At 59.1% G+C, this 24,946-nt stretch carries 18 protein-coding genes; 14 read left to right on the top strand and 4 right to left on the bottom strand.

Annotation, left to right across the window (positions count from 1 at the left end):
• Nucleotides 1-175: 175 nt before the first annotated feature.
• Complete coding sequence (locus LGH74_RS07475) at nt 176-3,001, top strand: alpha-amylase family glycosyl hydrolase (RefSeq protein WP_226174066.1); 2,826 nt, start codon at nt 176-178, stop codon at nt 2,999-3,001.
• A gap of 124 nt (nt 3,002-3,125) precedes the next feature.
• Here the strand turns inward: LGH74_RS07475 and LGH74_RS07470 are convergent, their stop codons facing one another.
• Nucleotides 3,126-3,974: an N-acetylglucosamine kinase gene (locus LGH74_RS07470; protein WP_226174064.1), complete on the bottom strand. Its 849-nt coding sequence runs from the start codon at nt 3,972-3,974 to the stop codon at nt 3,126-3,128.
• 433 nt (nt 3,975-4,407) lie between these two features.
• Here LGH74_RS07470 and LGH74_RS07465 point away from each other — a divergent pair, with 433 nt between their 5' ends.
• Entirely contained in the window at nt 4,408-5,613 is a 1,206-nt protein-coding gene (locus LGH74_RS07465) for a T9SS type A sorting domain-containing protein (RefSeq protein ID WP_226174062.1), read from the top strand.
• Nucleotides 5,614-6,140: 527 nt separating this feature from the next.
• Here the strand turns inward: LGH74_RS07465 and LGH74_RS07460 are convergent.
• From LGH74_RS07460 to LGH74_RS07450, 3 genes are all read right to left on the bottom strand, one after another.
• Nucleotides 6,141-6,878, bottom strand: coding sequence for a SusE domain-containing protein (locus LGH74_RS07460; protein WP_226174060.1), 738 nt, complete (start codon nt 6,876-6,878; stop codon nt 6,141-6,143).
• A 127-nt stretch (nt 6,879-7,005) separates the two neighbouring features.
• Entirely contained in the window at nt 7,006-8,619 is a 1,614-nt protein-coding gene (locus LGH74_RS07455; RefSeq protein WP_226174058.1) for a RagB/SusD family nutrient uptake outer membrane protein, read from the bottom strand.
• A 24-nt stretch (nt 8,620-8,643) separates the two neighbouring features.
• Nucleotides 8,644-11,616 (bottom strand): SusC/RagA family TonB-linked outer membrane protein, encoded by a 2,973-nt coding sequence (locus LGH74_RS07450; protein WP_226174056.1) that lies wholly within the window; start codon nt 11,614-11,616, stop codon nt 8,644-8,646.
• Nucleotides 11,617-12,248: 632 nt separating this feature from the next.
• On the opposite strand from LGH74_RS07450, the gene LGH74_RS07445 reads away from it, so the two are divergent.
• The 12 genes from LGH74_RS07445 (at nt 12,249) to LGH74_RS07390 (ending at nt 24,903) form a co-directional block, all read left to right on the top strand.
• A complete protein-coding gene (locus tag LGH74_RS07445) occupies nt 12,249-13,661 on the top strand; it encodes an alpha/beta hydrolase-fold protein (protein ID WP_226174054.1) in 1,413 nt (470 codons plus the stop codon).
• 384 nt (nt 13,662-14,045) lie between these two features.
• A complete protein-coding gene (locus LGH74_RS07440; protein ID WP_226174052.1) occupies nt 14,046-15,485 on the top strand; it encodes an anthranilate synthase component I family protein in 1,440 nt (479 codons plus the stop codon).
• A gap of 75 nt (nt 15,486-15,560) precedes the next feature.
• Nucleotides 15,561-16,136: an anthranilate synthase component II gene (locus LGH74_RS07435; RefSeq protein ID WP_226174050.1), complete on the top strand. Its 576-nt coding sequence runs from the start codon at nt 15,561-15,563 to the stop codon at nt 16,134-16,136.
• 77 nt (nt 16,137-16,213) lie between these two features.
• On the top strand, nt 16,214-17,203 hold the full coding sequence (gene trpD / locus LGH74_RS07430; RefSeq protein ID WP_226174049.1) for an anthranilate phosphoribosyltransferase: 990 nt from the start codon (nt 16,214-16,216) through the stop codon (nt 17,201-17,203).
• A 157-nt stretch (nt 17,204-17,360) separates the two neighbouring features.
• On the top strand, nt 17,361-18,194 hold the full coding sequence (gene trpC / locus LGH74_RS07425) for an indole-3-glycerol phosphate synthase TrpC (RefSeq protein ID WP_226174047.1): 834 nt from the start codon (nt 17,361-17,363) through the stop codon (nt 18,192-18,194).
• 11 nt (nt 18,195-18,205) lie between these two features.
• Nucleotides 18,206-18,874 (top strand): phosphoribosylanthranilate isomerase, encoded by a 669-nt coding sequence (locus LGH74_RS07420; RefSeq protein WP_226174046.1) that lies wholly within the window; start codon nt 18,206-18,208, stop codon nt 18,872-18,874.
• 41 nt (nt 18,875-18,915) lie between these two features.
• The gene (gene trpB / locus LGH74_RS07415; RefSeq protein ID WP_226174044.1) at nt 18,916-20,109 is read left to right on the top strand and encodes a tryptophan synthase subunit beta; all 1,194 of its coding nucleotides are present in this window, start codon (nt 18,916-18,918) and stop codon (nt 20,107-20,109) included.
• Between the two features lies 1 nt (nt 20,110).
• Nucleotides 20,111-20,893, top strand: a complete 783-nt coding sequence (trpA, locus tag LGH74_RS07410; RefSeq protein ID WP_226174042.1) for a tryptophan synthase subunit alpha — start codon at nt 20,111-20,113, stop codon at nt 20,891-20,893.
• A 63-nt stretch (nt 20,894-20,956) separates the two neighbouring features.
• Complete coding sequence (aroF, locus tag LGH74_RS07405; protein WP_226174040.1) at nt 20,957-21,970, top strand: 3-deoxy-7-phosphoheptulonate synthase; 1,014 nt, start codon at nt 20,957-20,959, stop codon at nt 21,968-21,970.
• Between the two features lie 113 nt (nt 21,971-22,083).
• Nucleotides 22,084-23,352 (top strand): helix-turn-helix domain-containing protein, encoded by a 1,269-nt coding sequence (locus LGH74_RS07400; protein ID WP_226174037.1) that lies wholly within the window; start codon nt 22,084-22,086, stop codon nt 23,350-23,352.
• 114 nt (nt 23,353-23,466) lie between these two features.
• Nucleotides 23,467-23,859: a hypothetical protein gene (locus LGH74_RS07395; RefSeq protein ID WP_226174035.1), complete on the top strand. Its 393-nt coding sequence runs from the start codon at nt 23,467-23,469 to the stop codon at nt 23,857-23,859.
• Nucleotides 23,860-23,871: 12 nt separating this feature from the next.
• Nucleotides 23,872-24,903 carry a DoxX family protein gene (locus LGH74_RS07390; RefSeq protein WP_226174033.1) on the top strand — a complete coding sequence of 344 codons (1,032 nt, stop codon included), beginning with the start codon at nt 23,872-23,874 and terminating at the stop codon, nt 24,901-24,903.
• The last annotated feature ends 43 nt before the right edge of the window (nt 24,904-24,946 follow it).

Genomic DNA, 24,946 nt, shown 5'->3' with positions numbered 1-24,946 from the left:
CCCGGCCGTAGGAGCGGGGCGGCAAAGCTACGAACAAAAGCCGCGCCCGGATGCCTCCGGGCTTCGGGGTGAGTATAATTGGAAAGCGTTTTGACTACGGCATTATCGTGTTTAACTTGCGTAATATTTTCATCTTTCCTGAACTCCAAAACTTCCACTAATTCCCACGCTCTCAATGAGAATACTTCGACTAATGCTGGGGCTGCTGTTGCTCCTGGCCGGCGGAATCACGACGGCGCAAGCCCAGGTGGTAACCACGCAGCCAACTTTCTTCCGCGACACGGATCAAGTGACGCTCACCTTCGATGCCACCCAAGGCAACGGCGCGCTGGCCGGCTTCACTGGCCCGGTGTATATCTGGACCGGCGTTATCACCGACAAGAGCACGTCCAACTCCGACTGGAAGTACGTGAAGAGCCCTTCGTTCAACACGCCCGACCCGGCCGCGTTGCTGACGCGTAGCACCACCAACCCGAACCTCTACACCCTCACTTTCACGCCACGCACGTTCTACGGTGTGCCCGCTACCGACCAGATTCTGAAGCTGGCCATGATTTTCAAGAGCGGCGACGGAGCCGTAGTAGGCCGCGCCACCGGTGGCGGCGACATTTTCGTGGACGTCACGCAGGGCTCCAACCTGTCGGTGCGCATCACGGCCCCGGTAGCACCCGGCGGCGGCAACCCGCTGTTCGTGAATGCCGGCACCCAGCTCAGCGTGAGCGGCACGGCTTCGGCGGCCTCTACCATGGCGCTGTATCTGAATAAGACGCTGGTAACCCAGCAGGCCAATACCACTACGCTGAGCGGCACTGTAACGGCGGCCCAGGCTGGCCGCAACGTCATCCGCCTCTCGGCTACCAGCGGTGCCACCACCGTTTCCGACTCGCTCGTCTTTGTTATCCGGCCCACGGTTACGGTAGCGGCGCTGCCCGCCGGGGCCAAAGACGGTATTACCTACCTCAACGGTGGCACTTCAGTAATTCTGAAGCTGACGGCCCCGAGCAAGCAGTTTGCCTACGTGCTGGGCGAGTTCAACAACTTCCAGCCCACGGAAGCGGGCTACATGAATAAGACGCCCGACGGCAACAACTGGTGGATTCAGCTCAACGGCCTCACGCCCGGCCAGGAATACGCCTACCAGTACCTCGTAGACGGCAACCTGCGCGTAGCCGACCCATACTCGGAAAAGGTGCTGGACCCCAGCAACGACCGGTTCATTCCGGCCGTAACCTATCCCAACCTGAAAGCCTACCCCACGGGCCTGACGACCGGCATCGTATCGGTGCTGCAAACCAACCAGACCGCCTACCAGTGGCAGACGACCACCTTCAACCGGCCGGCCCGCACCGATATGGTGGTGTATGAGCTGCACCTGCGCGACTTCCTGGCTCGCCACGACTACGCCACCCTGCGCGACACGCTCAATTACCTGCAGCGCCTGGGCATTAATACCGTGGAGCTGATGCCTATCAACGAGTTTGAGGGCAACGAAAGCTGGGGCTACAACCCCTCGTTCTACTTTGCGCCCGACAAATACTACGGCACCAAAAACGAGCTGAAGCGCCTCATCGACGAGTGCCACCGTCGCGGTATGGCTGTAGTGCTCGATATGGTACTGAACCACTCTTTTGGCCAGTCGCCGATGGTGCAGCTGTACTTCCAGAACGATAAGCCCGCTGCCAACAGTCCCTGGTTTAACGCCGACGCCACGCACCCCTTCAACGTGGGCTACGATTTCAACCACGAAAGTCCCTTCACCAAGTACTTCTCGAAGCGCGTGATGGAGTTCTGGCTGCAGGAATACAAAGTCGACGGCTACCGTTTTGACCTTTCCAAGGGCTTTACCCAGCGCAACAACCCCAACGACGTGGGCGCGTGGGGTGCCTTCGACCAGTCGCGCATCGACATCTGGAAGGACTACTATGACTTCATGAAGACCGTGGACCCGAACGTCTACTGCATCCTGGAGCACTTCGCCGACAACTCCGAGGAGAAAGTGCTGGCCGACTACGGCATGATGCTGTGGGGCAACCTGACCCACAACTACAACGAGGCCACCATGGGCTACGTGAGCACCTCCGACTTTAGCTGGGGCTATTTCGGGGCCCGTGGCTGGCTGAATCCGAACGTGGTGACTTACATGGAAAGCCACGACGAGGAGCGGTTGATGTTCAAGAACATCACCTACGGCAACCAGGCCAACCCCGCCCACAACGTGCGCGACATCAACGTGGCCCTGGCCCGCAACGAAGCCGCCGCCGCCTTCTTCTTCACCGTACCCGGCCCCAAGATGATCTGGCAGTTTGGCGAAGTTGGCTACGACGTGAGCATCGATGAAAACGGCCGCGTGGGCAACAAGCCAATTAAGTGGGAGTATTACCAGAACCCCAACCGCCGCAAACTGTACAACACCTACCGGGAGCTGATTGCGCTGAAGAAAACCCAGTCCGTGTTCAAAACCGGTACCTACACTCAGCAGCTGAGCGGCGCGACCAAGTCGATTCACCTCTCCGATGCCAACCTGAAAGTGACGGTAATCGGCAACTTTGATGTGACGGCCCAGTCTATCAACCCCGAGTTTCAGCAAACCGGCAAGTGGTACAACTACCTCACCGGCGACTCTATCACCGTCAGCAGCGCTACGGCACCTATTTCGCTGCAGCCCGGCCAGTACGCGGTGTACACCTCGCGCCTGATTAAAAAGGCCGTGGTATTGGGCACCAAAGCCCGCGCCACCGACGCCCTGCGCCTAAGCGCCGCCCCGAACCCCACCGGCAGCAGCGCCCAGCTCCATTACGAGCTGAAGACGCCCGCCACTGTAACCGTAACGGTGCAAAACCTGCTGGGTGCCACCGTGCGCACCGTAAAAGCCGGCGCCAAGCAGCCTGTGGGCTCCTACCAGCTCACGCTGCCCGTGCAGGACCTGGCCAACGGCGTCTACCTCATTCGCCTGAGCACCGGCGAGCTGCACCAGACCACCCGCCTGGTAGTGCAGCACTAATCAGGTCTTAGCGCCTGGCATCAAGCAGGCAAGGCCAAAAAGAAAGGGACGATTCTGTACAGAATCGTCCCTTTCTTTTTGGCCTTTTGCGAAGCAAATCGAGTGCCTCCTAAGCCCTAATAAACTATTTCGCTTCCTGCTCGTGGTAGGTTACTAGGTCATCGATGGGGGAGCGGATGATTTTGCCGACTTCCATGCCGTGGATACGGGCCACCTGGGCCAGCGCGTCGCGGAAGTTGTAGGCCACTGAGCCCACGCAGTTGAAGGTGTAGTCCTGGTAGTTGGGGTAGTGCAGCACGATGTTCTCGAAGAACGTCTCGAAGCCCTGGAGCACAATTTCGCGGCAGTAGCTGATGTTGTTGTGGTCGTAGGCAAACTTGCCGAAGCTGGCCAGAAACCGGTTGGGCAGGGGCTGGTTGTAGAGCCGGTCCAGGATATCCTCGCGGGTGAGGTTGAATTCCTCCCGGAAAATATCCTGCAGGCCGTCGGGCAGCAGGCCGCGCAGGTAGTCGCGCATCAGGCGCTTGCCAATAAACGAGCCGCTGCCTTCGTCGCCGAGGAAATACCCGAGTGAATCGACGTTGTAGATGATTTTCTCGCCGTCGTATAAGCAGGAGTTGGTGCCCGTGCCCAGAATGGCCGCGAAGCCCGGCTTGCGGCCCAACAGCGCCCGTGCCGACGCCAGCAGGTCGTGGTCAACGATGACGTTGGCATTAGGGAAAATCTGCCGCATGGCCTGGGCAATGACGTCGGCTTTCTTCGACGAGGAAACGCCGGCACCGTAGTAAAACACTTCCCGTACTTCATCCCGTGCCAGGGTTTCCGGCAGGTTTTTGTCGAGCGAAGCGGCAATTTCGGCCGTTTTGATGAAGTCGGGGTTGTAGCCTTCAGTGTTGAAGTACACCCGGTTGCCAGTCTCGTCGAGCTGACACCAGCTGCTCTTGGTCGAGCCGCCGTCGGCAATGAGGATCATACGGTAGGTAATAAAGTAGTGAAGAGAAAGGCCGAAAAAGGCAGCTGAGAGACTGCCCAACCCGAATTACCGGGCCTGTGAGTACCGCTATACTTACCGCGGCAAATAGCTTGCGGCCGAAGGTCGGCAGTATGCTATTTGGTTGCGAAGCTAGCACGTTCGCCGAAACGTAGCACATTGCCGCAGTACTTTATCCGAATATTAGGATAGTGCCGACGGCGCTGAATTCGGTAGAAAATCGTTAAAAACTAGATTATAAGCCAGATAGCCAGCATTGGGAAAGTTGATTTTTGGGGAATAGTAAGTAATAACTCACGCCTATTTTATTTTATAATTTGCGTAGTATATTTACTTCCGACTACCTGCTGCAGGGCTCTGAGCGGGTAAGCTCAACCGCGTTTTTTCACCCATTACCCAATTCTCACCAACTCCTATGAAGAAAATTTTTACTCTCGCAACCTTAGGGCTGCTGTCGGCTACCGCTTTTGAAGCCCAGGCTCAAATTACCGTTGACGGCGTTGTGGACGCTGCTGAAATCGGAGCTGCTAACACGGGCCGCTACTCGCTGCTGGGCCGCTTTAACACGCCGCACATCGAGAATGGTGGCTTCGGCAACTGGGGCCTGCTGAGCATGTATGCTGCCAACAGCAGCTCCAAGCTTTACGTGTTCGTGGCCGGCACGATGCAGAACTCTGGCAACGGCTTCCAACTCTATATGGACCTGCCCAACGTATCGGGCGTACCGGCCGGCACGGCCCTGCCAACCATTACCGGCACCAGCACCACGGCCCAGACCATGTTTGAGGTGAAAGGCTCAGACCCAGGAGTGGCAGGCACGAAAATGGACCAGGAAGTGGATATGGCGCTGGCCCTCAAAGGCGACGCCGCTGCTTATATTCCCCAGGCCTTGGTATTCACGTCGGCCACCGCTGGCACCACCACCACGCTTGCGCCCAACATTCCCGTAACCGGCGCGGCTACGGCTATTACGGCTCCTACGGGTGCTTTCACCCGTTTTGCCAACGCCCGCATGGCTTACCGCAACTCGGTTAGCGGTAGCTTGGTAGCTAACTTCCCGGCCACCAACCCTGGTGCTGGCAACCCTGGCAATACGGCCACCAACCCCGGCAGCGCCGGTTCCTACGGCTGGGAAATTGAGCTGGACCGCACGGCGCTGGGCCTGCCTTCGGGAGCCAGTATCATTCGCCTGATGTCGGGCTACGTGGCCAACGGCGGCTACTGGTCGTCGGATGTAATTCCGGAAATCACCGGCAACGGCAATACCAACCTCGAAAACCGTCCCGACTTTACGACCAAAGCCGGTACCCAGTCGGCTACCGTGAACGTGGTAGTACTCAGCAGCCGTAGCGCCGCCGATGCCGCCGTGGCCATGAGCGTATTCCCGAACCCCACCGCCGGCAGTGCCACGGTAACCTACCAGGTGCTGAGCAAAAACCAGCCGGTAACCGTGACCCTGACCGATCTGATGGGCCGCACCGTGCGCACGCTCCAGGATGGCATCAAGCCAGCCGGTTTCCACAATGCTACGGTAAGCTCACAGGACGTATCGGCCGGCACCTACATGGTAAAAGTGCAGGTTGGCGACCTTACTTCTACTCGCAAAGTAGTACTGCTGTAATTATAGCCTTCACCAAACTGAAAAGCCCGCTGCTCAGCAGCGGGCTTTTTTTTGTGGGTTGTTGTGGCCCGCACTGTACTCGGCTGCCGTAAACTAGTAAGCAGTGGTTACTGACTTCACGAGTCGATGGTATTGGGTTATTGCTCCTATACAGATGTGATTTTGGAGCAGGCTAAGCGGCCAGTGGCGTCCCGGTTACGGTACTGCAGGCGGCATAACGGCGCAGCCGCCAAGAGCCAAGATTCGTGCATAGACTGGGCCAATGGCCACTTTGCTTGCTCAGCCAACTGCTTTACGGCGGGCGTAGTACATGCCGCACCAAGCAGAGCAGTTCTGCCATAATCAGACGTGGATTGATTGACTTTGAATCATACCAAAGCAGGTCTGGGAGAGGCCGTGTGGCCAGTAGCTGGAGCATAAGCTACAAAGTGGCTACCACACAACGACACCGAAACGGCACTAAACAAAAAGAAAAAGGCCACTGAATTTCAGCGGCCTTTTTCCTGTGTACTAAACTTGAATCAAGCTTAGTTCTTCTTGATCGTGTAAGTGGGCTTCGGAGTAGCGTTGTAGTCCAGCGTAATGGTGTAGTTACCAGCTTCAGCAAGTTTGATGTCACCGCCGCTTGCTTTTAGAGGACCATCTTTGGCTGGAGAACCATTAGGGCCTTCATCACCCAGGTTAACGGTCCAAGCCTTATTGGCACGGAACTTAAAAAGGTCGGCTTTCAAATCCGTAGTCAGCGTCCAGACTTTCTTGTCGTAGTCGTAGTCCATTACCACATCGGTGTCCCACCCTTTGCCGGCTGGGCCAATCAGACCCCATACCAGAGCCGGCAATTCGCGCGACTCGTAGGGAGTGCCGCTCAACGAGGTCAGGGCGGTGGTATACGGGGCTACGTTGGCAGAATACGAAGACTTCAGGCGCACATCGAGTTGGGCGGGCTGGCCGATGGGGAAGCCCAGGTCTTTAAAAAGGGCATTCACTTCCGACACGGTAAAGGCCTTACGCACAACACCGCTGGCGTCAACGTCCTTGGTGGTGGCGAAGTTGGTGCCTTTCTTGGCAAATTGCAGCGTGTAGGTCATCGTGGCCGGGAAGCCGGCTTCGCTGAAGGTCAGCGTGATGGGCGTCCAGCTGTAGGTTACGGCTACTTTGTCGGCGTCTTCTTTCTTCAGATCAACTGCCGTGGCGGAGGCCGTCAGGACAGGGGCGGAGCCGGGTTCTGCCGTCACCTTGACCTCGTCCTTCTCGCAAGAAGACATCAGGACCACGGCAGCGCATAGACCGACAATTCGGGTAAGCCAGTTTTTCATGGGAATTTTTATGAGTTAGGTGATTCTAAAGCGGCGGGAACCTGCAGGAAGTTCCCGCCGCCGAAAAACGCTTGGGTTAGTAGCCCGTGTTCTGGGTCAGGTTGGGGTTAGCCACCAGATCCGTCGACGGAATCGGGAATACGTTCAGGTTTTCCGAAACAGAACGACCTTCCTTTACACCACCTTTCCAGGGCCAGATGTAGGCGGCCGTGGTGAACTTCTTGAAGCGGATCAGGTCGGTACGACGGTGGCCTTCCCAGTGCAGCTCGCGGCCGCGCTCATCCAGAATAAAGTCCAGGGTCAGCTGCGAAGCGGTGATGTCGCCGCCGTTGCCAACGAAGGCCCGGTTGCGCAGGGCATTCACGTAGCTCAAGGCTTGCGTAGTAGTTCCGCCCGTGCCGCCACGCAGCACAGCTTCGGCATACATTAGGTACGCATCAGCCAAGCGGAACATGGGGAAGTCGGTGTCGGGGAAGACCAGGTCTTTGCCCACGGCACCATCCGATTTCACATTCTTGAACTTAACAACGCCCAGTCCGTCCTTAAACTCGGTCAGGTTGTCGATTTCCAGTTTTTGACCCTTGGTAAAGAACCGGCCCCGGCGGTCAGCAGCCGTATCGGGGAAGAGGTTGAACAGAGCACGCGTGGTGCGCGTACCGCCCCAGCCGCCATCAACGCCGAAAGCAGCGGCCGGCATGTCGCCGCCCACACTGGCGTGGATGATGAAGGTGGTGCCGCCATAGCCTTTCGTCGATATGCCGTCGAAAGCTACCGGGAAGATAATCTCGGGCGACGTGTTGTTGTCGGCCAGGAAGTTGCGGCCATAAGCCGACGACTTCGCCGTAGCGGTGGTCTGCAGCGCGTAGCCAGCGCCGATAACCTTGCTGGAATACGTTACCGCATCGGTGTAGCGGGGCGTGCCCGTATACACTTCCGCGTTCAGGTACAGCTTAGCCAGCAGCATCCAGGCGGCGGCCTGGTCTACGCGAGCATACTCGTTTTGGCGGGCACCCACCAACTCGGTTTCAATGGCTTTCAGCTCCGACTCGACGTAGGCGAACAAATCGGCACGCGAAATCTGACGGGGTGTGAAGGCGCCGATCTGGTCGTTCTCGTCGGCAAAAGGCGACTTACCGAACAGGTCCAGCGCGTGGTAGTAGCTCAGGGCGCGCAGGAAGCGAGCCTCAGCGCGATACTTCTTGATGTTCTCCAGATTGGCACCGGTGATGTTGCGGCTGCTGAGCTTGTCATCCTTGGTTTCGCGGATGTACTCGTTGCAGGCAGCAATCTGGTAGAAGATGCGGTTGTACATCGACCGGATGAACGGGTTGTTAGCCGTCCAGTTCATCAGGTGGTAGTCCTGCAGGCCATCGTCGCCCCAGGCAATAACGGCCTCGTCGGTGGGCAGCTCCTGAATCGACCAGTACTGGCGGATATAGTTGGAGAAGCCTTCATCTACACCCGACAGGTCGGGCTTGCCCGAAGGGCCGGTCTGGCCACTCAGGGCTAGGCCCGCGTAGAGCTTGGCCAGGATAGGCTTGTAGTTGGCCGGATCAGAATATACTACGTCGGAGGTAACTTCATTAAACGGGTCACGGTCGAGGTCTCCTACGCAGGAAGTCGTCGCAGCGCCGAGTAGAGAGCCGGCAACCGCTAGGGTCGCAAAGCGTCTTACAAAGGTCTTTTTCATTTTTTTGCAGTACGTACGTACGATTTAGAAACCTAGATTGAGACCCACCGTGAAGGTGCGGGGGCGGGGGTAGAAGTTATTGTCGATACCATTCGAAATCTCCGGATCAAGGCCCGAGTACTTCGTGATGGTAAAGATATTCTGCACCGCGGCCGTTATCCGGATACTTGGCTTGCTGTCGGCGGCGCTACGCAGGTTGTAACCCAGCGTCACGTTGTCCATGCGCAGGAACGAGGCATTCTCGATGTAGTAATCAGAGAACAGCTGGTAAGCGCGGAAGTTGGAGTTGTTGAAGTCGGGGGTAAGGTTCTGCAGGAAGCCGTTGGTGGAAATACCCGTGAGGGCAGCCTGCTGCGAGTTGATGTTGTTATACACGTAGTTGCCCAGGTTGGCACGCAGCGTGAAAGCCAGGTCCAGCTTCTTGTAGGTAGCGTTGGAGCCGAAGCCCAGCGTTACTTTCGGCGCGGGCGACTTGTAGCGGTACCGGTCGTCGATGGTGCTCTTGCCGTCGCCGTTCAGATCAGCGTACAGGCCTTCGATTGGCCGGCCATTGGCGTCATACACCTGCTTCTGCACGTAGAACGAGTTGGCTGGGTAACCTACCGAGTTCACCTGAATGTTGTTGCCAACACCCCCACCGATGCCACCCACGGCGTAGCCCTGGAAGCCGGGCAGGGATTTGCCCAGATCCGTAATTTCGTTCTCGTTGTAAGTAGCGTTGAAGTTCAGGTTCAGGTTCAGGTCGCTAGTGCGCACGGCATTGGTAATCAGCGAAAACTCGATACCCTTGTTTTCGAGGCTGCCAATGTTGTAGGCAAACTCGTTGGTCAGGTTCGTGAGGGCCGCTGGGGCAATCTTAGCCAGCAGGTCGTCTGAGCGACGCAGGTATACGTCGATGGTACCGGTGATGCGGTTGTCCAAGAAGCCGTAGTCGATACCAGCGTTGTAGGTCGTGGTTTCTTCCCACTTCAGCGACTGGTTGTAGCCTTCAGCGCGCAGCGTGTTCTGGAACGCGGTGCCAAACTGGTAGGAAGCCGAGTTTTCGCCGTAGGTGTAGCGGCCCAGGAAGGGGTAGTTGCCCACGATGCTCTCGATATCCTGCTGACCCGTAACGCCGTAGCCTACGCGCAGTTTCAAGTCGGAGAACAGGCTAGAGCTTTTCAGGAAGTCTTCTTCCTTGATGCGCCAGGCCAGACCAACGGCGGGGAAGAGGCCAAACTGCTCCCCTTCGATGAAGCGCGACGAGCCGTCGTTACGAAGCGTAGCTGTCAGCGAGTAGCGGTCCTTAAAGTTGTAGTTCAGACGACCGAAGAACGAAACCAGCGTGTACTGAGTCTTGAAGGGGAAAGCGGGCTTGATAACCGTGCCATCGGCCGAGGCCTGGTACGAGTCCAGGGGCTGGTCGCGGATAAAGTCCTGGTAAGAATAACCGCCCAATACCGTTACGCGGCTTTCGCCAAACTGCTTGGCATACTCCAGGTAGAAGTCCAGAAGCTTGTTGTCCTTCTTCTGGGAGTAGATGTTGTTGGCACCTTTGTTGGCGAATTCGATGGCAGCAAAAGCGGGCACGTTGGTCGAGCCGTTGCTGCGCAGCATGTCGTAGCCCAGGTTCAGGTTGGCCCGCAGCTCGGGCAGGAAGTGGAATTTGTAGTCGAACTGGATGTTACCGATGCCGCGCTTAGCGGTGCTGCGGTCACGCTTCTGGTTCAGCTGGGCAATCGGGTTCTTCGTGCCGTTGGGGTTCAGGGTTTTGTCACCGTTGAGCCACTCGAAGTAGCCACCGAAACGGGTGTCGTCGCCGCTCAGAATAGATTGAGTTGGGTCGAAGCGGGCGGCATTGCCGATAGCAGCGGCATCGGCGAAGGTGTTGTCTACCCAGCTGCCTTTGGCGTTGATATCGATGCGCAGGTGGTTGTCGAGCAGCATCGGCGAGATGCTGATAGAGCCCGTGTTACGGTTCAGCTTGTTGGTCAGCAGAATACCTTGCTGAACCGTGTTGCCCACCGAAGCGCGGATAGGCACCGGACCAACCGAGCCAATCAGGCTCAGGTTGTTGTCGAAGGTGGTAGCAGTGCGGAAGATTTCTTCCTGCCAGTTGGTGTTGCTGTTGCCGAGCAGCGCCTTTTGGGAGGCGGTGCCGTACGTATTTACTACGTTGCGGAACTCATCGGTCGAGAGGACGTCGATAGTCTTGGTTTTCTTCGAAATGGAAGCCTGCGAGTTGAAATTCACGCGCAGCTTTTCGCCCGAAAGGCCTTTCTTGGTCGTAATCAGGATAACACCGTTGGAAGCGCGCGAACCGTAAATGGCGGTAGCCGAGGCATCTTTCAGCACGGTGAACGTCTCGATGTCGTTGGGGTTCACCAGCGTGAGGGGGTTCGAAACGCCTTTGTTCTCGGAGTTATCAACTGGTACACCGTCGATTACGATCAGCGGGTCGTTGTTGGCGTTCAGCGACGAGCCACCGCGGATGCGGATCTGAGAAGCCGAGCCGGGAGCACCGCCACCGGGGGTGATTTGCACGCCCGCTACTTTGCCTTGGATCAGCTGCTCGGGGTTGGTTACCTGGCCCTGCACAAACTGCTTTTCCGACACGGTAGCAATGGAGCCGGTTACGTCCTGGCGGCGCTGCGTACCGTAGCCTACTACTACGGCCTCGCTCAGCAGGGTCGTGTTTTCGGCCAGCGCCAGGTCGCCCAGCGTGGTCGTCTGGCCGGCCGTTACGGTGATGGGCTGCCGCTTGGTGTTGTAGCCCACGAATGAGCTTACCAGCGTTTGGGCACCAGCCGGCACGTTCTGAATCAGGTACGTGCCATCGGCATTGGTTGAGCTTCCCAGCGTAGTGCCTTCAATCAGAACAGTCGCACCGGGTACCCCTTGGCTCTTTTCGTCCAGGATCCGGCCGCTCACGGCGCCAGTCTGGGCGAATGCACCGGTAAATCCGGTACAAACGAAGAGTAGCAGAAACAGTAGTTTCGCTAGGTAAGTGTGTTTCATTGAGAATGGGTTAGGAGAGGGAATTTTTTAGCTGGCCAGGCCAGTGAGTGGGAGGTTACCATGCGGAAACAGACCTCGACTAAATTGAAACCTACGGAACTCAATTTAATCTAGTTTTGCCTCGGCGCAGTATCTTCTTTCTCGTTAATAAACTACGCAAGATAAAGTTTTGAAAACCATAAATACAATACGTGTTAACGGACCTCTTAAAATAGTTTTCAGACTATTTTTAGTGCAAAGGTTTGCACAAGCCTAAATGGCATCTATACCCGCATTTATTTGGCCCAACAAGGTAAAATGAGCCCGATTCATTTTCTCTTGTCCCGAAAGAAATACTGTAATCAGTGAGTGGGTCTTCACCAACTGAGCTAAAAACAGTCGAAAGTGACGGGTCAACAACCTTGGATTTGTCCTATACTATCAGGCGGCCTGTTGATGGGCCAGGAGCTGCGTTTGTAAGTGGACAATTCCTCAATTCCGAGTTGAGGCTGAATCCAATTCAGCCAGGATAATTTTTTGTGTTTTCCAGCCGCTAGGCTAGTTGCAAGTCAGTGAGGCTTTTAGGCATATGAAGCAGGGGCAAGAGCAGGAAAGAAGCTGGTTTGGAGGGATATTTCCGGTACTTTTAATCTATGAAATCCCACCTCACTCTACTGCTGCTGCTGGCTTCTCTGGTGGCCCGCGCCCAGGTCACGTTCAAGCTCACCAACGTGCCCGCCAACACACCCGCCACGGCCACGCTGTATATGGCCGGCTCCTTCAACAGCTGGAACCCCGGCAGCGCCGCCCACGCCCTGACTAAAAACGCCGACGGCACCTACCAGATTACGCTGCCGCAAACCACGGGCACGATTGAGTATAAGTTTACCCGCGGCGCCTGGGCCAGCGTGGAAACCAACGCCACCAACGGCTCGGTGCCCAACCGTAGCTACACCTTCGGCACCGGTCCGGCTACCGTGAGCCACACCGTACTGAACTGGGAAGACTTGGCGGGTGGCAGTAGCTGCACCTCCTCGGCGCTGAGCCCCAACGTGCGGGTAATGAGCACTACCTTCCAGATTCCGCAGCTGGGGCGCACGCGCCGGGTGTGGCTGTATCTGCCCAACGATTACGCCACCAGCACCAAGCGCTACCCCGTGCTCTACATGCACGACGGCCAGAACGTGTTCGACAATTGCACCAGCTTCTCGGGCGAGTGGGGCGTGGACGAAACCTTGAGCCAGCTCCAGCAGCAGGGCCTCGATGCTACCGGCTGCATCGTGGTAGCCGTCGACAACGACGGCGGGCAGCGCCTAAACGAGTACTCACCCTGGAATAACCCCCAGTACGGCGGTGGCCAGGGTGACCTGTACGCCGACTTTATGGCCCAGACGCTGAAACCCTATATTGATACCAACTACCGCACCCTCACCGGCCGGGAGTACACCAGCATTGCCGGCAGCAGCATGGGCGGCCTGATTTCGGTGTATGCTGCTCTGAAGTACCCAACTGTGTATGGCAAAGTGGGCGTGTTTTCGCCGGCTTTCTGGTTTGCCGAGCAGCAGCTGTTTCAGTACGTAGCGCAGCACCCGGCCCAGCCCGACACGCGCTTTTACTTCGTGAGCGGTACTCAGGAAAGCCAGACGATGGTGCCCCTGATGCAGCAGATGCGCGACGCGCTGCAGGCCGGCGGCGTACCGGCTACCAACCTGAGCTTTAACGCTCGTGCCGATGGCCAGCACGCCGAGTGGTTCTGGAAGCGCGAGTTTTCGGCTGCCTACCAGTGGCTGATGGCCCCGGCTACCGTAACGGCCGCCAAAAACCCGCAAACTGCTCTGGCCTTTAGTGCTTACCCGGTGCCGGCCAAAGACGCCGTGACGGTGCAGCTGCCCGAAACCGTGAAAGAGGCCCGGTTGGAAGTACTGGATTCCACAGGCCGCATTATCCTGAAAAGCAAAGTACACGGCGGCCAGAAGGTGGACGTAAGCCGGCTGGCGAAAGGCACGTACTTCATGCGTCTCTCAGCCGGTAAGCAGTCGGGTAGCCAGGCGCTTATCAAGGAATAAGACTGACAAAGAATTGGCTAATTTACTGCAAAGTTCGTGGGTTTGGTGGTTGTCGCTTGCGGATTCGGCAGCAGAAAAAGCAGAAACTTGTTGGCCGCTCCCGAAACCCCGTCTATCTTTGCAGCGTTAGCACCCCACAACAAGCCGGACTAACAACTTCGATAATGACCTTTCAGGTAACGCAGCAAGCATGGTGGTGGCCTCTCCGAAACTCCGGACGGGAAAACCTGTGCGTGCGGTAAGGTCATAGCCACTCCAGTAGCAACCTCGCATTAAACACATAAAGGAAAGCCCGGCCGCCCGCCGGGCTTTTTTGTTTTCGCCCGGGTCGGTTTTGCCGCTTTTTCACCGCTCAACTTCAACCCGCCGTCCGCGGCCCCGCCGATGAACTCCGTTTCCCTCAAAACCCGCCACGTGCGCCTGCTCGCCGATACCGTGACGCCCGTGGGCCTGTATCTGCGCCTGCGCGACCAGTACACCAACTGCCTGCTGCTGGAAAGCTCCGACTACCACGGCCAGCAAAACGCCTTTAGCTACCTGGCCTTCGAGCCGCTAGCCCGCTTCGAGGTGAGCCGGGGCGAGCTGCGCCAGACCCTGACCGACGGTACCATAACCACCGAAACCCTGGCCGCGCCCCGCCTGGCCCTCACGCGCCTCCAGGAGTTTGCTGACTCGTTTAAGGCCGAGAAATCGGAGTTCGACTTCATCACTGGCGGCTTGTTTGGCTACATCGGCTACGAGGGCGTGCAGTATTTCGAAGACCTCACGCTAAACGCCGAAAAGGTGGCGGCGGGCCAGATTCCGGATATCATCTACGGCACCTACCGCTACGTTATTGCCATCAACCACTTCCGCAACGAGCTGTTCGTATTTGAGCACACGTTGGCCGACGAGCCCACCGACCACGCCGGGCTGAGTAAGCTGGTAAACCTGATCCGGAATCCGAGCTTGCCCGAGTTTGGCTTTGGGCTGGTAGGCGAGGAACAAACCAACCAGACCGACGCCGAATTCCTGACCCGCTTGGCGGCCGGGCAGCAGCACTGCCGCCGCGGCGACGTATTCCAGATCGTGCTGTCGCGCCGCTTCCAGCAGGGGTTTGTGGGCGACGAGTTCAACGTGTACCGGGCGCTGCGCTCGGTCAATCCGTCGCCGTACCTGTTCTATTTCGACTACGGCAGCTTCAAAATCTTCGGCTCCTCGCCCGAAACCCAGTTGCTCATTAAGGGGCGCGAGGCCAGCCTGTTCCCCATTGCCGGCACCTTCCGGCGCACCGGCCACGATGCCCAGGACGCCGAACTGGCTCAGCAGCTGGCCGCCGACCCCAAAGAAAACGCCGAGCACGTGATGCTGGTTGACCTGGCCCGCAACGACCTAGCCCGCCACGGCGACAACGTGCGGGTGAAAACCTTCCGCGAAATCCAGTTCTATTCCCACGTCATTCACCTTGTGAGTGAGGTAAACGCCACGCTGGCTCCCGAGGCAGCTTCGCTGCAGGTAGTAGCCGATACATTTCCGGCCGGTACGCTCTCGGGCGCGCCCAAGCACCGGGCCATGCAGCTCATCGACCAGCTCGAGCCCACCGGGCGCGGCTACTACGGCGGCTGCCTCGGCCACCTGGGCTTCAACGGCGACTTCAACCACGCCATCATGATCCGCTCGTTTCTGAGCACCGGCAACCAGCTCTACTACCAGGCTGGGGCCGGCGTGGTAGCCGCTTCCGACATCAACTCCGAACTGAACGAGGTGCACCACAAGCTGGCCGCGCTGCGCAAAGCCCTGGAAGCCGCCGAAGCAGTAGGCGAGAAGCTCACGGCGGCGGTTTAATAGAGTTAAACAGAACGTCATGTCGAACATGCTGCGCTTCAAGCAGAGAAGAGACATGACCCAAGAAAAACAACCATGAAAATCCTGGTTCTCGATAATTACGATTCCTTCACCTACAACCTCGTGCAGGTGCTGCGCGAGCTGGGTTACGGAGCCAGCACTACAGTGGTGCGCAACGACAAAATCGCCCTCGACGACATTGAGCAGTACGATGCCATCCTGTTGTCGCCGGGGCCGGGCGTGCCCTCGGAGGCCGGGCTGATGCCCGCGGTGATTCGGCGCTACGCGCCTACCAAGCGCATGCTGGGCGTGTGCCTGGGCCACCAAGGCATTGCCGAGTCGTTTGGCGGGCAGCTCTACAACCTGCCGGCCGTGCTGCATGGCATTGCCACCGACGCCGACATCGTGGCCGGCGACGACCGGCTGTTCCAAGGCCTGCCCGCGCGGTTTAAAGTCGGCCGCTACCACTCCTGGGTCGTGACGCCCGAAGGCTTCCCGGAGGCGCTGGAAGTAACTGCACGCGACCTGAACGGCCAGATTCTGGCCTTTCGGCACCGGGAGTACGACGTGCGCGGCGTGCAGTTCCACCCCGAATCCATTCTGACCGAGCACGGCCACCAGATGCTGCGCAACTGGCTCCAAGGCGAGTAGCAGCACGATAATCCAGCACAACAATTCCCCTGCTTGAACAAAGGAGGGGACTGGTATTCCCTCTCAAATTCCTTCCGTTGAAAAAGTTTCTCACCACCCTTTTCGAGCAGCAGACCCTAACCCACGCCGAAGCCCACGAGGCCTTGTCGCAGCTGGGGCAGGGGGCGGCCAACCCGGCCGAAACGGCGGCTTTCATGTCGGTGTACCGAATGCGGCCCATTACAGTACCCGAGCTGGCCGGCTTCCGCGACGCGCTGCTCGACCTCTGCCGCGACCCGCAGCTGGGCACCCGCGAAGTGCTCGACATTGTGGGCACCGGGGGCGACGGCAAAGACACCTTCAATATCTCCACGCTGGCTTGCTTCGTGGTGGCCGGGGCCGGCTATAAGGTGGCCAAGCACGGCAACATCGGCGTGTCGAGCATCTGCGGTTCGTCCAACATCCTGGCTCATTTCGGCTACGACTTCGAGGCGTCGTCGGATACCCTACGGCGGCAGCTGGATGAGGCCAACATCTGCTTTCTGCACGCGCCAGCGTTTCACCCGGCTATGCGCCACGCCGGGCCGGTGCGGCGCGAGCTAGGCGTACGCACCTTTTTCAATATTCTGGGGCCATTGGTAAATCCCGCGCGGCCCAACGCCCAGCTGGCCGGCGTGTTTAGCCTGGAGCTGTTGCGCCTCTACAACTATCTGTTTCAGCAAACCAACACCCGCTATGCCGTGGTGCACGCCTTGGATGGCTACGATGAGTTGAGCTTAACCGGTGCGGCCAAGGTTACTTCGGCGCGGGGTGAGGAGTTTTTCACCGCCGAGGATATTGGCCTAACCACCTACGCGCCCACCGAGCTGGCTGGCGGAAGCACCGTGGTCGAGTCGGCGGCGCTGTTTCTGGGCGTGCTGGAGGGCCGCGCCACCGCCGCCCAGCGCGACGTGGTAACGGCCAACGCCGCCCTGGGCCTGCAATGCGTGCAGCCCGCGCTGACTTTTGCCGAGGCCCTGGCCGAAGCCCGCGAGTCGCTCGATTCGGGCCGGGCGCGGCAGGCCTTTGGTAAGCTGCTGGGGAAATAGGGAATAGCTTTTCGAGGGGTCAAAAGCTATTCCCTACACTTCAACGGCGCACTCCTTCGCTTAAAATACTGCCGCTGAGGGCCTTTTTGCCAACTCAACGGTTCTACTTTCTCTCGCTTCAACTTTGGCCGGCTAAGCCCCGGCACTCCTTCTCTATATGAGTACTTCCCCCACAACCGGCACCATTCTCGACAAAATTGTGGCCCACAAGCGCCGCGAGGTAGCCGAGCGCCAGAGCCTGGTGCCCGCCAAGCTGCTCGAGCGCAGCCTGTATTTCCATAACCAGCCCCTGTCGCTGCGCAAATACCTGCTGCGCGACGACTTGAGCGGCATCATCGCTGAGTTTAAGCGCAAGTCGCCGAGCCAAGGCTGGATCAACCAGCACGCGCCGGTGGAGCGCACCACGCTGGGCTACATGCAGGCCGGGGCCTCGGCCTTATCGGTGCTGACAGACGCGGAGTTTTTCGGCGGCAAGAACGAGGACCTGACCATTGCCCGGCGCTTCAACTACTGCCCCATTCTGCGTAAAGACTTTGTGGTGGACGAGTACCAGATTCTGGAAGCCAAAAGCATCGGGGCCGACGCCGTGCTGCTGATTGCGGCCGTGCTGACGGCCGAGGAAGTATTGCGCTTCGGCCAACTGGCCCGCAGTCTGGGCCTGGAAGTGCTGCTCGAAGTACACAACGCCGAGGAGCTGACCCGCACGCTGCACCCTGACGCGGTGAACCTGGTGGGCGTGAACAACCGCAACCTGCACGATTTCAGCGTGAGCCTGGAAACCTCGAAACAGTTGGCCGAACAGATTCCAGCGGAGTTCGTGAAAGTGACGGAAAGCGGCCTGACCTCGGCTGCCGACATTGGGGCGCTACGGGCTGTGGGTTACCGGGGCTTCCTCATCGGCGAGGCCTTTATGCGCAGCGGCCGGCCCGAAAAAGCCTGCTACAGCCTGGTGCAGGAGCTGCACGCCACCGAGCCGATTACGCTGATTTAAATCCTTGCGCAATGACCACGCCCGCGCCCAATTCTTCCCGCAAGCCTGCCGCCCCACTCTTTATAAAGGTGTGCGGGATGCGGGAACCAGCCAATATTGCGGCGGTGGCAGCGCTGCAGCCGGATTTTCTGGGTTTCATCTTTTACCCAAAATCGAAGCGGTTTGTGGCTGATGGGCTGGATGCTGCGCTGCTGCAACGCCTGCCTGCCGGCTGCCGGAAAGTGGGCGTGTTCGTGAACGAAACCACAGCCGTTATCAAAGAGCAGGTAGTGCGGTTCGGCTTCGAGCTGGTGCAGCTGCACGGCCACGAAACCCCGCAGCAGTGCGCCGAGCTACAGGCGGCGGGCATTCGGGTTATCAAGGCCTTTGCGTTGGATTCGGCCTTTGATTTCGATACGCTGACCCCTTACGTGCCTTACTGCGCCTTCTTTCTCTTCGACACAAAAGGCGAGCAGCCCGGCGGCAACGGTACCACCTTCGACTGGCAGCTGCTGCGCGACTACCCACTGCCCACGCCCTATTTCCTGGCTGGCGGCCTGGGCGAGCAGCACGCCCAAACTCTGAAGACGCTGCACTTGCCCGGCCTCTACGCCGTGGATCTGAACAGCGGCTTTGAAACCACACCCGGTCTGAAAGACGCCCCTAAGCTGGCCCAAATGCTGGCCCGGCTGCGTTCCTGAACTGTACTATCACCGCATAAACCTGCGTGAACCCCCAACTCATGACTTCCAACTTCCAACCCAACGCCCGCGGTTACTACGGCGAATTCGGCGGAGCTTTCATCCCCGAAATGCTCTATCCCAACGTGGAAGAGCTGCGCGAGCAATACCTCACCATCCTGGCCGACCCGGAGTTTCAGGCTGAATACCAGCTCCTGCTGCGCGACTACGTGGGCCGGCCCACACCGCTGTTTGAGGCCAAACGGCTGTCGGCGCGCTACAACACGCGCATTTACCTCAAGCGCGAAGACCTCTGCCACACCGGCGCCCACAAAGTAAACAACACCGTGGGCCAGATTCTGCTGGCCAAGCGACTGGGCAAAACCCGCATCATTGCCGAAACCGGCGCGGGCCAGCACGGCGTGGCTACGGCCACTGTCTGCGCCCTGATGGGCATGGAGTGCATCGTGTACATGGGCAAAACCGACACCGAGCGCCAAAAGCCCAACGTGGAGCGCATGCGCCTGCTGGGGGCCAAGGTGGTGGCCGTTACCAGCGGCAGCCAAACGCTAAAAGACGCCACCAACGAGGCCATCCGCGACTGGATCGGCAACCCCGTCGATACGCACTATATCATCGGCTCGGTAGTAGGCCCGCACCCGTACCCCGATCTGGTGGCGCGGCTGCAGTCCATCATCAGCGAGGAGATGCGTAAGCAGCTGCTGGAAAAGGTTGGCCGCGAATTGCCCGATTACGTGGTGGCCTGCGTGGGCGGCGGCTCCAACGCGGCCGGGGCATTCTACCACTTCCTCGACGAGCCCTCGGTGCAGCTGGTGGCCGTGGAAGCGGCCGGGCATGGCATTCACTCCGGGCACTCGGCCGCTACCTCGGTGCTGGGTACGCCAGGCATCATTCACGGCAGCCGCACGCTGCTCATGCAGGATGAGCACGGGCAGATAACCGAGCCCTATTCCATTTCGGCCGGCCTCGACTATCCCGGTATCGGGCCGCTGCATGCTTACCTGGGCGCCTCGGGCCGGGCCCGATTTATCAGTATTGAGGACGAGCAGGCGCTGACCGCGGTAGCTGAATGCAGCCGGTTGGAAGGCATCATTCCGGCCCTGGAAACGGCACACGCCCTGGCCGCGCTGGGGCAGCTGGGCGCCGGCCCCGACGATGTGGTGGTCATCAACCTTTCCGGCCGCGGCGACAAAGACCTAGAAACCTACATGAAGTACGCCGATAAGCTTAAGTAATATGCAAAACCGCATCCAGCAGGCCTTTGCGCGCAAAGGCCAGAACCTGCTCAACGTGTACTTCACGGCCGGCTACCCCAGCCTGCACGACACCGTGCCGCTGATTGAAGCCCTCACCGAAGCCGGCGCCGACCTGATTGAAATCGGGATGCCGTTTTCCGACCCTTTGGCCGATGGCCCCGTGATTCAGCAGAGCAGCTCGGTGGCGCTGGCCAATGGCATGAGCCTCTACGTGCTGTTTGAACAACTCCGGGAAATCCGCACGAAAGTACCCGATACGCCGCTGCTGCTGATGGGCTACCTGAATCCAATCATGCAGTTTGGCATGGAGAAGTTCTGCCAGGCCGCCGCCGAAGCCGGCGTCGATGGCCTGATTCTACCCGACCTGCCGCTGGTAGAGTACGAGGAGCAATACCAGCCCATTTTCAAAAAGTACGGCCTGCAGCCCGTATTCCTGATAACGCCCCAGACCGCGCCGGCCCGCATCCGTCACATGGATACGCTTACCGACGCTTTTCTGTACCTGGTATCGGGGCCGGGCACTACGGGCGGGGCCAACACCCAGGCCGAGGGTGTGCAGGAAGCCTACTTTGAGCGAATTGCCGCCATGAACCTGCGTAACCCCCGCCTCATCGGCTTTGGTATCGGCGACAAAAGCTCCTTCCAACATGCCGCCTCCCACGCGCATGGCGCCATTATCGGCTCAGCGTTTATCCGGGCGCTGGAAGACGCGCCCGATGCGCCGGCCGCCGCCAAACGCTTTGTAGCCTCCATTCTCAACTGATTTTTCCCTGTCTGGCATCTTTCGCTGCGCTCAGGATAACAGGATAGAAATAACTCCCACCGCATGATCATTCAACTCGAAAAGAACATTTCGGCCGAGCAAAAGGCCGACATCATTGCCCGCGTCCAAGACGCTAAATTCAAAGTAACCGAAGTCGATACCCAGCGCGCCAGCTACCTGGTGGGCACCGGCAAGGCCGAAGTGGACCTGCGCACCCTGGGCCAGTTGCCCGGCATTTTGGACATTCACCGCGTGTCGGACGACTATAAGCTGGTGAGCCGCAAGTGGCGTGTGCGCCCCACCGTCCTCGACCTCGGCGACGGAGTTCGTATTGGGGAAGGCTCGTTGAGCATTGCGGCTGGGCCGTGCAGCATTGAGAGTGAGGCCCAGATGGAGAAAATCATGCAGCACCTCGTGGAAAACGACGTGCGCCTGATGCGCGGCGGGGTGTTCAAGCCCCGCTCGTCGCCCTACTCGTTCCGGGGCCTGGGCATGGATGGCCTAAAGCTGTTTCACCAGATGGCCCGCGCCCACGGCATCAAAATCGTGACCGAGGTAATGCAGGTGTCGCAGGTGGAGGAGATGCACGACTACGTGGACGTGTTCCAGGTGGGGGCCCGCAACACCCAGAACTTCAACCTGCTCGACGCGCTGGGTGGCGTGGACAAGCCGGTGATGATCAAGCGCGGCATTTCGGGCACCATTGAGGAGCTGCTTTCGTCGGCTGAGTACGTGTTTTCGGGAGGCAATGAAAAGCTGATTCTCTGCGAAAGGGGCATCCGTACCTTCGAAACGGCCTCGCGTAATACCCTGGACCTTAATGCAGTGCCCATTCTCAAGGAAAAAACCCACCTGCCCGTGGTAGTTGATCCGTCGCACGGCATTGGCATCCGGGAGTACGTGGCGCCCATGGCGCTGGCCGGCGTCATGGCCGGGGCCGACGGCATCATCTACGAGGCCCACGAGAAGCCTGAAGAAGCCGCCTCCGACGGGCAACAGACGCTCAACTTCACCGAATCGGCCCGGCTGATTAAAAACCTGCGCAAAGTGTACGCCCTGCGCCAGGAACTGGAGTAGGGTTAATTGTCCGTTGTTAGTTGTCAGTTGTTCGGGTTGATGCCACTACCTTTCTCGCGTGACTTAAAATCCTGGCAACGAACAACTAACAACGGACAACTAAAAAATAACCCATGCCCTTCACCTTTAGCGCCTACAGTGGGTTGCTGCTGCCGTTCTTCGTGCAGGGCGTGGTGGTGAGCGTGGTGCTGCTGCTACGGAGCCGCCGCCTCGGTACGGCTGCCGATGTCTGGCTGGCCCTGCTACTGGTGCTGCACACGTTGCGGCTGGCCCAATGGATGCTGGGCTTCGCGGGCTGGTACGACTCACACGATGCCTGCTCGACGTTCATGTTCTATTTCCCGTTCAGCAACTGGCTGGCGGTAGGGCCGGCGCTATGCTTTTATTTCCGCAGTCTGACCAACCAGGAGTTTCGGTTTGAGCGGCGGCACTGGCGACATTTTGCGCCGGTGCTGCTGTTTCTGGCCGGGCACCTGGTTGTTTTTTTGTACGACATCCTCTGGTGGCACGGCCTGCGCGGGCAGCCCTTGCCGGCTCACTTCGGTACCAAAGGCCCATTGGCGGCCCAGCTGGAGCAGCTGCCGCTGAGCTATGTCGTCGACGTGGCCAGCTACCTGTCGGTTGGCATCTACGCCGGCCGCACCCTGCGCGAATACCGCGCCTACGCCCATTACCTCAACGACAACTTTTCCGACACCGACCAGATTCGGTTTCGGTGGCTGCGCAACGTGCTGGTGGCGGTGCTTGTCGGCACGGGCGTCATGCTGACTTTCGGCCTGATTAACACCTTCGTTAGCCCGCTCAGCTACTACCAGGCCTGGTACGATTACCTCTTTACGGGCCTGCTGATTTACTACCTGAGCATTGCTGGCTTACTCACCGGCCACCGCCTGGCGGGCTTGCACTTTGAGCCCGTGGCCGAACCCACCGCCGCTGAGCCGGTACGGGCGGCGCCTGATATGTTGGTTTCGGCGCCGGCTTCCCTGGTGGCTCCCGGCGTTGCGCCAGCAGTGGCCGAGGCAAGACTACCGGTACCCGATGCCGAACTGAGCCGCTGGACCACCCGCCTGCTGAACCACATGACCACGGCCCGGCCCTACTTAGCACCCGAGCTGACCCTGGGCCAATTGGCCGGCCAGCTGCAAACCAACACCTCGTGGTTGTCGCGCGTCATCAACGCGGGCTGCGGGCTCAATTTCAACGACTTCATCAATGAGTACCGGGTGCGCGAAGCCGAGCAGCGCCTGCGCGACCCACGCTTCCGGCACTACACCCTGCTGGCCGTGGCCCTGGAAGCCGGCTTCAACTCCAAATCGACGTTTAACCGCGTATTTAAGAAGCTGCGGGGCATTACCCCCGGCGAGGCGGCGCGCCAGGAGTAGGGGCGGCGGTAATGCCGGATTATAAGTTGGGACGTCCCAGGCCGTAAATCGGGGCGCTGGGGAGAGCAGCAGAGGTTTCCTTTGGGTCGTTGTTTCACCTCAATCCCCACTGGTATGCTTACCTCAACTTTCCGGCGGCCCGCAGCGGCGCTGGGCCTGCTGCTCGGCCTGGGCGGCACGCTGGCTTTCCACCGGGCCGGCCTCCATTCCGACTTACTCATTGAGCCCGGCAAACAGTTCGTGCTCGGCGGTGGGCAACCCGGCTCCTTCCGGGTCGCGGCCCGCAACGTGGGCAAAGTCGCCGTTGAGTTCAAGGAGCGGCCCCGCGGCGGGGGCAGCTTCGGCCGGGCCACGCTACAGCCCGGGCAAACGGCCACGCTGCGTTACTTGCCGGGCTCGTCGGCGGTGCTGCTCAATTCCTCGGCTCAGCTGGCCAACGTGAAGCTGCACGTTACCGGCGAAACCAGCGGCCTGGGTATGAACTACGAACCCACTGGTAAGCTTTAAGCGCGGCAAGTCATGAAAAAGCACCTTTTTTCTGCTTCGTCCCTGGGTTTCCGCGCCGCCGATGCGGCCCTGCTGCTGTTTCGGCTGCACCTTGGTCTTTCCATTGCCATCGGGGCCGGCTGGGCCAAGCTGGTGCAGCTCACCTCAGCCACCGAAATGAGTAAGTTGCTCAGCGGGCAAGCCGTGGCCGGGCCGCCCGACTGGTTTGTGCAGCAGGTGGCGGAACTGGGCTTCACCTTTCCCTCGCCCTACCTGTGGGCGTCGTTGGCCGTGTGGGGCGAGCTAGTGGGCGGCCTGCTTATTGCGCTGGGCCTATTCACCCGCCTGAGCGCCGTGCAGCTGGCCGTGCAGTTTTTCGTTATTGCTTTTCTCTGGTTCGATGCCCCCGCGCCCCTGCTGGGCATGTACAATCAGCAGCTCCTGTTCTGGGCCTTCGTGCTGGTTGCGGTGGTGGGTCCGGGGCGCTACTCCTTCGACTATTGGCTGATGCACGCTGCTCCGCGCCGCCCGCTTTCCGGGGTTCCGCAGGTAGCAGCACTGGCTTCTCTGGCGCTATTGCTCCTAGCTAGTGCCCCCGCAGTGGCCCAAGCTGGCCCTAACACCGTCACGATGCCGGAACTGGAGCTGCTGGCCCGGCCGTGGCCCCAAGGCACCCTAACCTACCTCGACTACCGCTCCAACCACCTCGTAACGCTGCCAACCCGGCTCATCGGGCAGCAGACGGCCCCTCAAGAGCTGACGCTGAGTTTCACCTACCAGGAACCCAACGGCCAGCAGGTGCAGGGTGCTGATCAAGTATTGGTGGCCGCAGATGGCGCTACCGTTACCTGGGACCAGCTCCCAATGCAGGTGACCAGCAAAACCATGTTGCCCGACCATACGCTGCAATTAGTACTGGAAGGCCTGGGGCAAGACAACGACAAGCCCTGTCTGATTCGCCGTACTGTTTTACTTAATGAAGCACAGGTTTCTGTGCGTAAGGAAGTTAAATACGACGGCGCGGCTGTGTTTATCATCCGCAATTCCTACCAGTTCAAAATATGAGCTGCCCGGTTCTGGCTGAGGGGCTAGACTAGAAGTTTTAGGT

The organism is Hymenobacter lucidus (assembly GCF_020447265.1).
Taxonomy (GTDB): domain Bacteria; phylum Bacteroidota; class Bacteroidia; order Cytophagales; family Hymenobacteraceae; genus Hymenobacter; species Hymenobacter lucidus.
Note: the sequence above shows the minus strand (reverse complement) of the source record. Positions and strands in the feature narration are given on the sequence as shown.

Bases quoted from the DNA above. Each gene is read 5' to 3' on its own strand.
- LGH74_RS07475 (WP_226174066.1), top strand. From the start codon at position 176: ATGAGAATACTTCGACTAATGCTGGGGCTGCTGTTGCTCCTGGCCGGC.
- LGH74_RS07470 (WP_226174064.1), bottom strand. From the start codon at position 3,974: ATGATCCTCATTGCCGACGGCGGCTCGACCAAGAGCAGCTGGTGTCAG.
- LGH74_RS07465 (WP_226174062.1), top strand. From the start codon at position 4,408: ATGAAGAAAATTTTTACTCTCGCAACCTTAGGGCTGCTGTCGGCTACC.
- LGH74_RS07460 (WP_226174060.1), bottom strand. From the start codon at position 6,878: ATGTCTTCTTGCGAGAAGGACGAGGTCAAGGTGACGGCAGAACCCGGC.
- LGH74_RS07455 (WP_226174058.1), bottom strand. From the start codon at position 8,619: ATGAAAAAGACCTTTGTAAGACGCTTTGCGACCCTAGCGGTTGCCGGC.
- LGH74_RS07450 (WP_226174056.1), bottom strand. From the start codon at position 11,616: ATGAAACACACTTACCTAGCGAAACTACTGTTTCTGCTACTCTTCGTT.
- LGH74_RS07445 (WP_226174054.1), top strand. From the start codon at position 12,249: ATGAAATCCCACCTCACTCTACTGCTGCTGCTGGCTTCTCTGGTGGCC.
- LGH74_RS07440 (WP_226174052.1), top strand. From the start codon at position 14,046: ATGAACTCCGTTTCCCTCAAAACCCGCCACGTGCGCCTGCTCGCCGAT.
- LGH74_RS07435 (WP_226174050.1), top strand. From the start codon at position 15,561: ATGAAAATCCTGGTTCTCGATAATTACGATTCCTTCACCTACAACCTC.
- trpC (WP_226174047.1), top strand. From the start codon at position 17,361: ATGAGTACTTCCCCCACAACCGGCACCATTCTCGACAAAATTGTGGCC.
- LGH74_RS07420 (WP_226174046.1), top strand. From the start codon at position 18,206: ATGACCACGCCCGCGCCCAATTCTTCCCGCAAGCCTGCCGCCCCACTC.
- trpB (WP_226174044.1), top strand. From the start codon at position 18,916: ATGACTTCCAACTTCCAACCCAACGCCCGCGGTTACTACGGCGAATTC.
- trpA (WP_226174042.1), top strand. From the start codon at position 20,111: ATGCAAAACCGCATCCAGCAGGCCTTTGCGCGCAAAGGCCAGAACCTG.
- aroF (WP_226174040.1), top strand. From the start codon at position 20,957: ATGATCATTCAACTCGAAAAGAACATTTCGGCCGAGCAAAAGGCCGAC.
- LGH74_RS07400 (WP_226174037.1), top strand. From the start codon at position 22,084: ATGCCCTTCACCTTTAGCGCCTACAGTGGGTTGCTGCTGCCGTTCTTC.
- LGH74_RS07395 (WP_226174035.1), top strand. From the start codon at position 23,467: ATGCTTACCTCAACTTTCCGGCGGCCCGCAGCGGCGCTGGGCCTGCTG.
- LGH74_RS07390 (WP_226174033.1), top strand. From the start codon at position 23,872: ATGAAAAAGCACCTTTTTTCTGCTTCGTCCCTGGGTTTCCGCGCCGCC.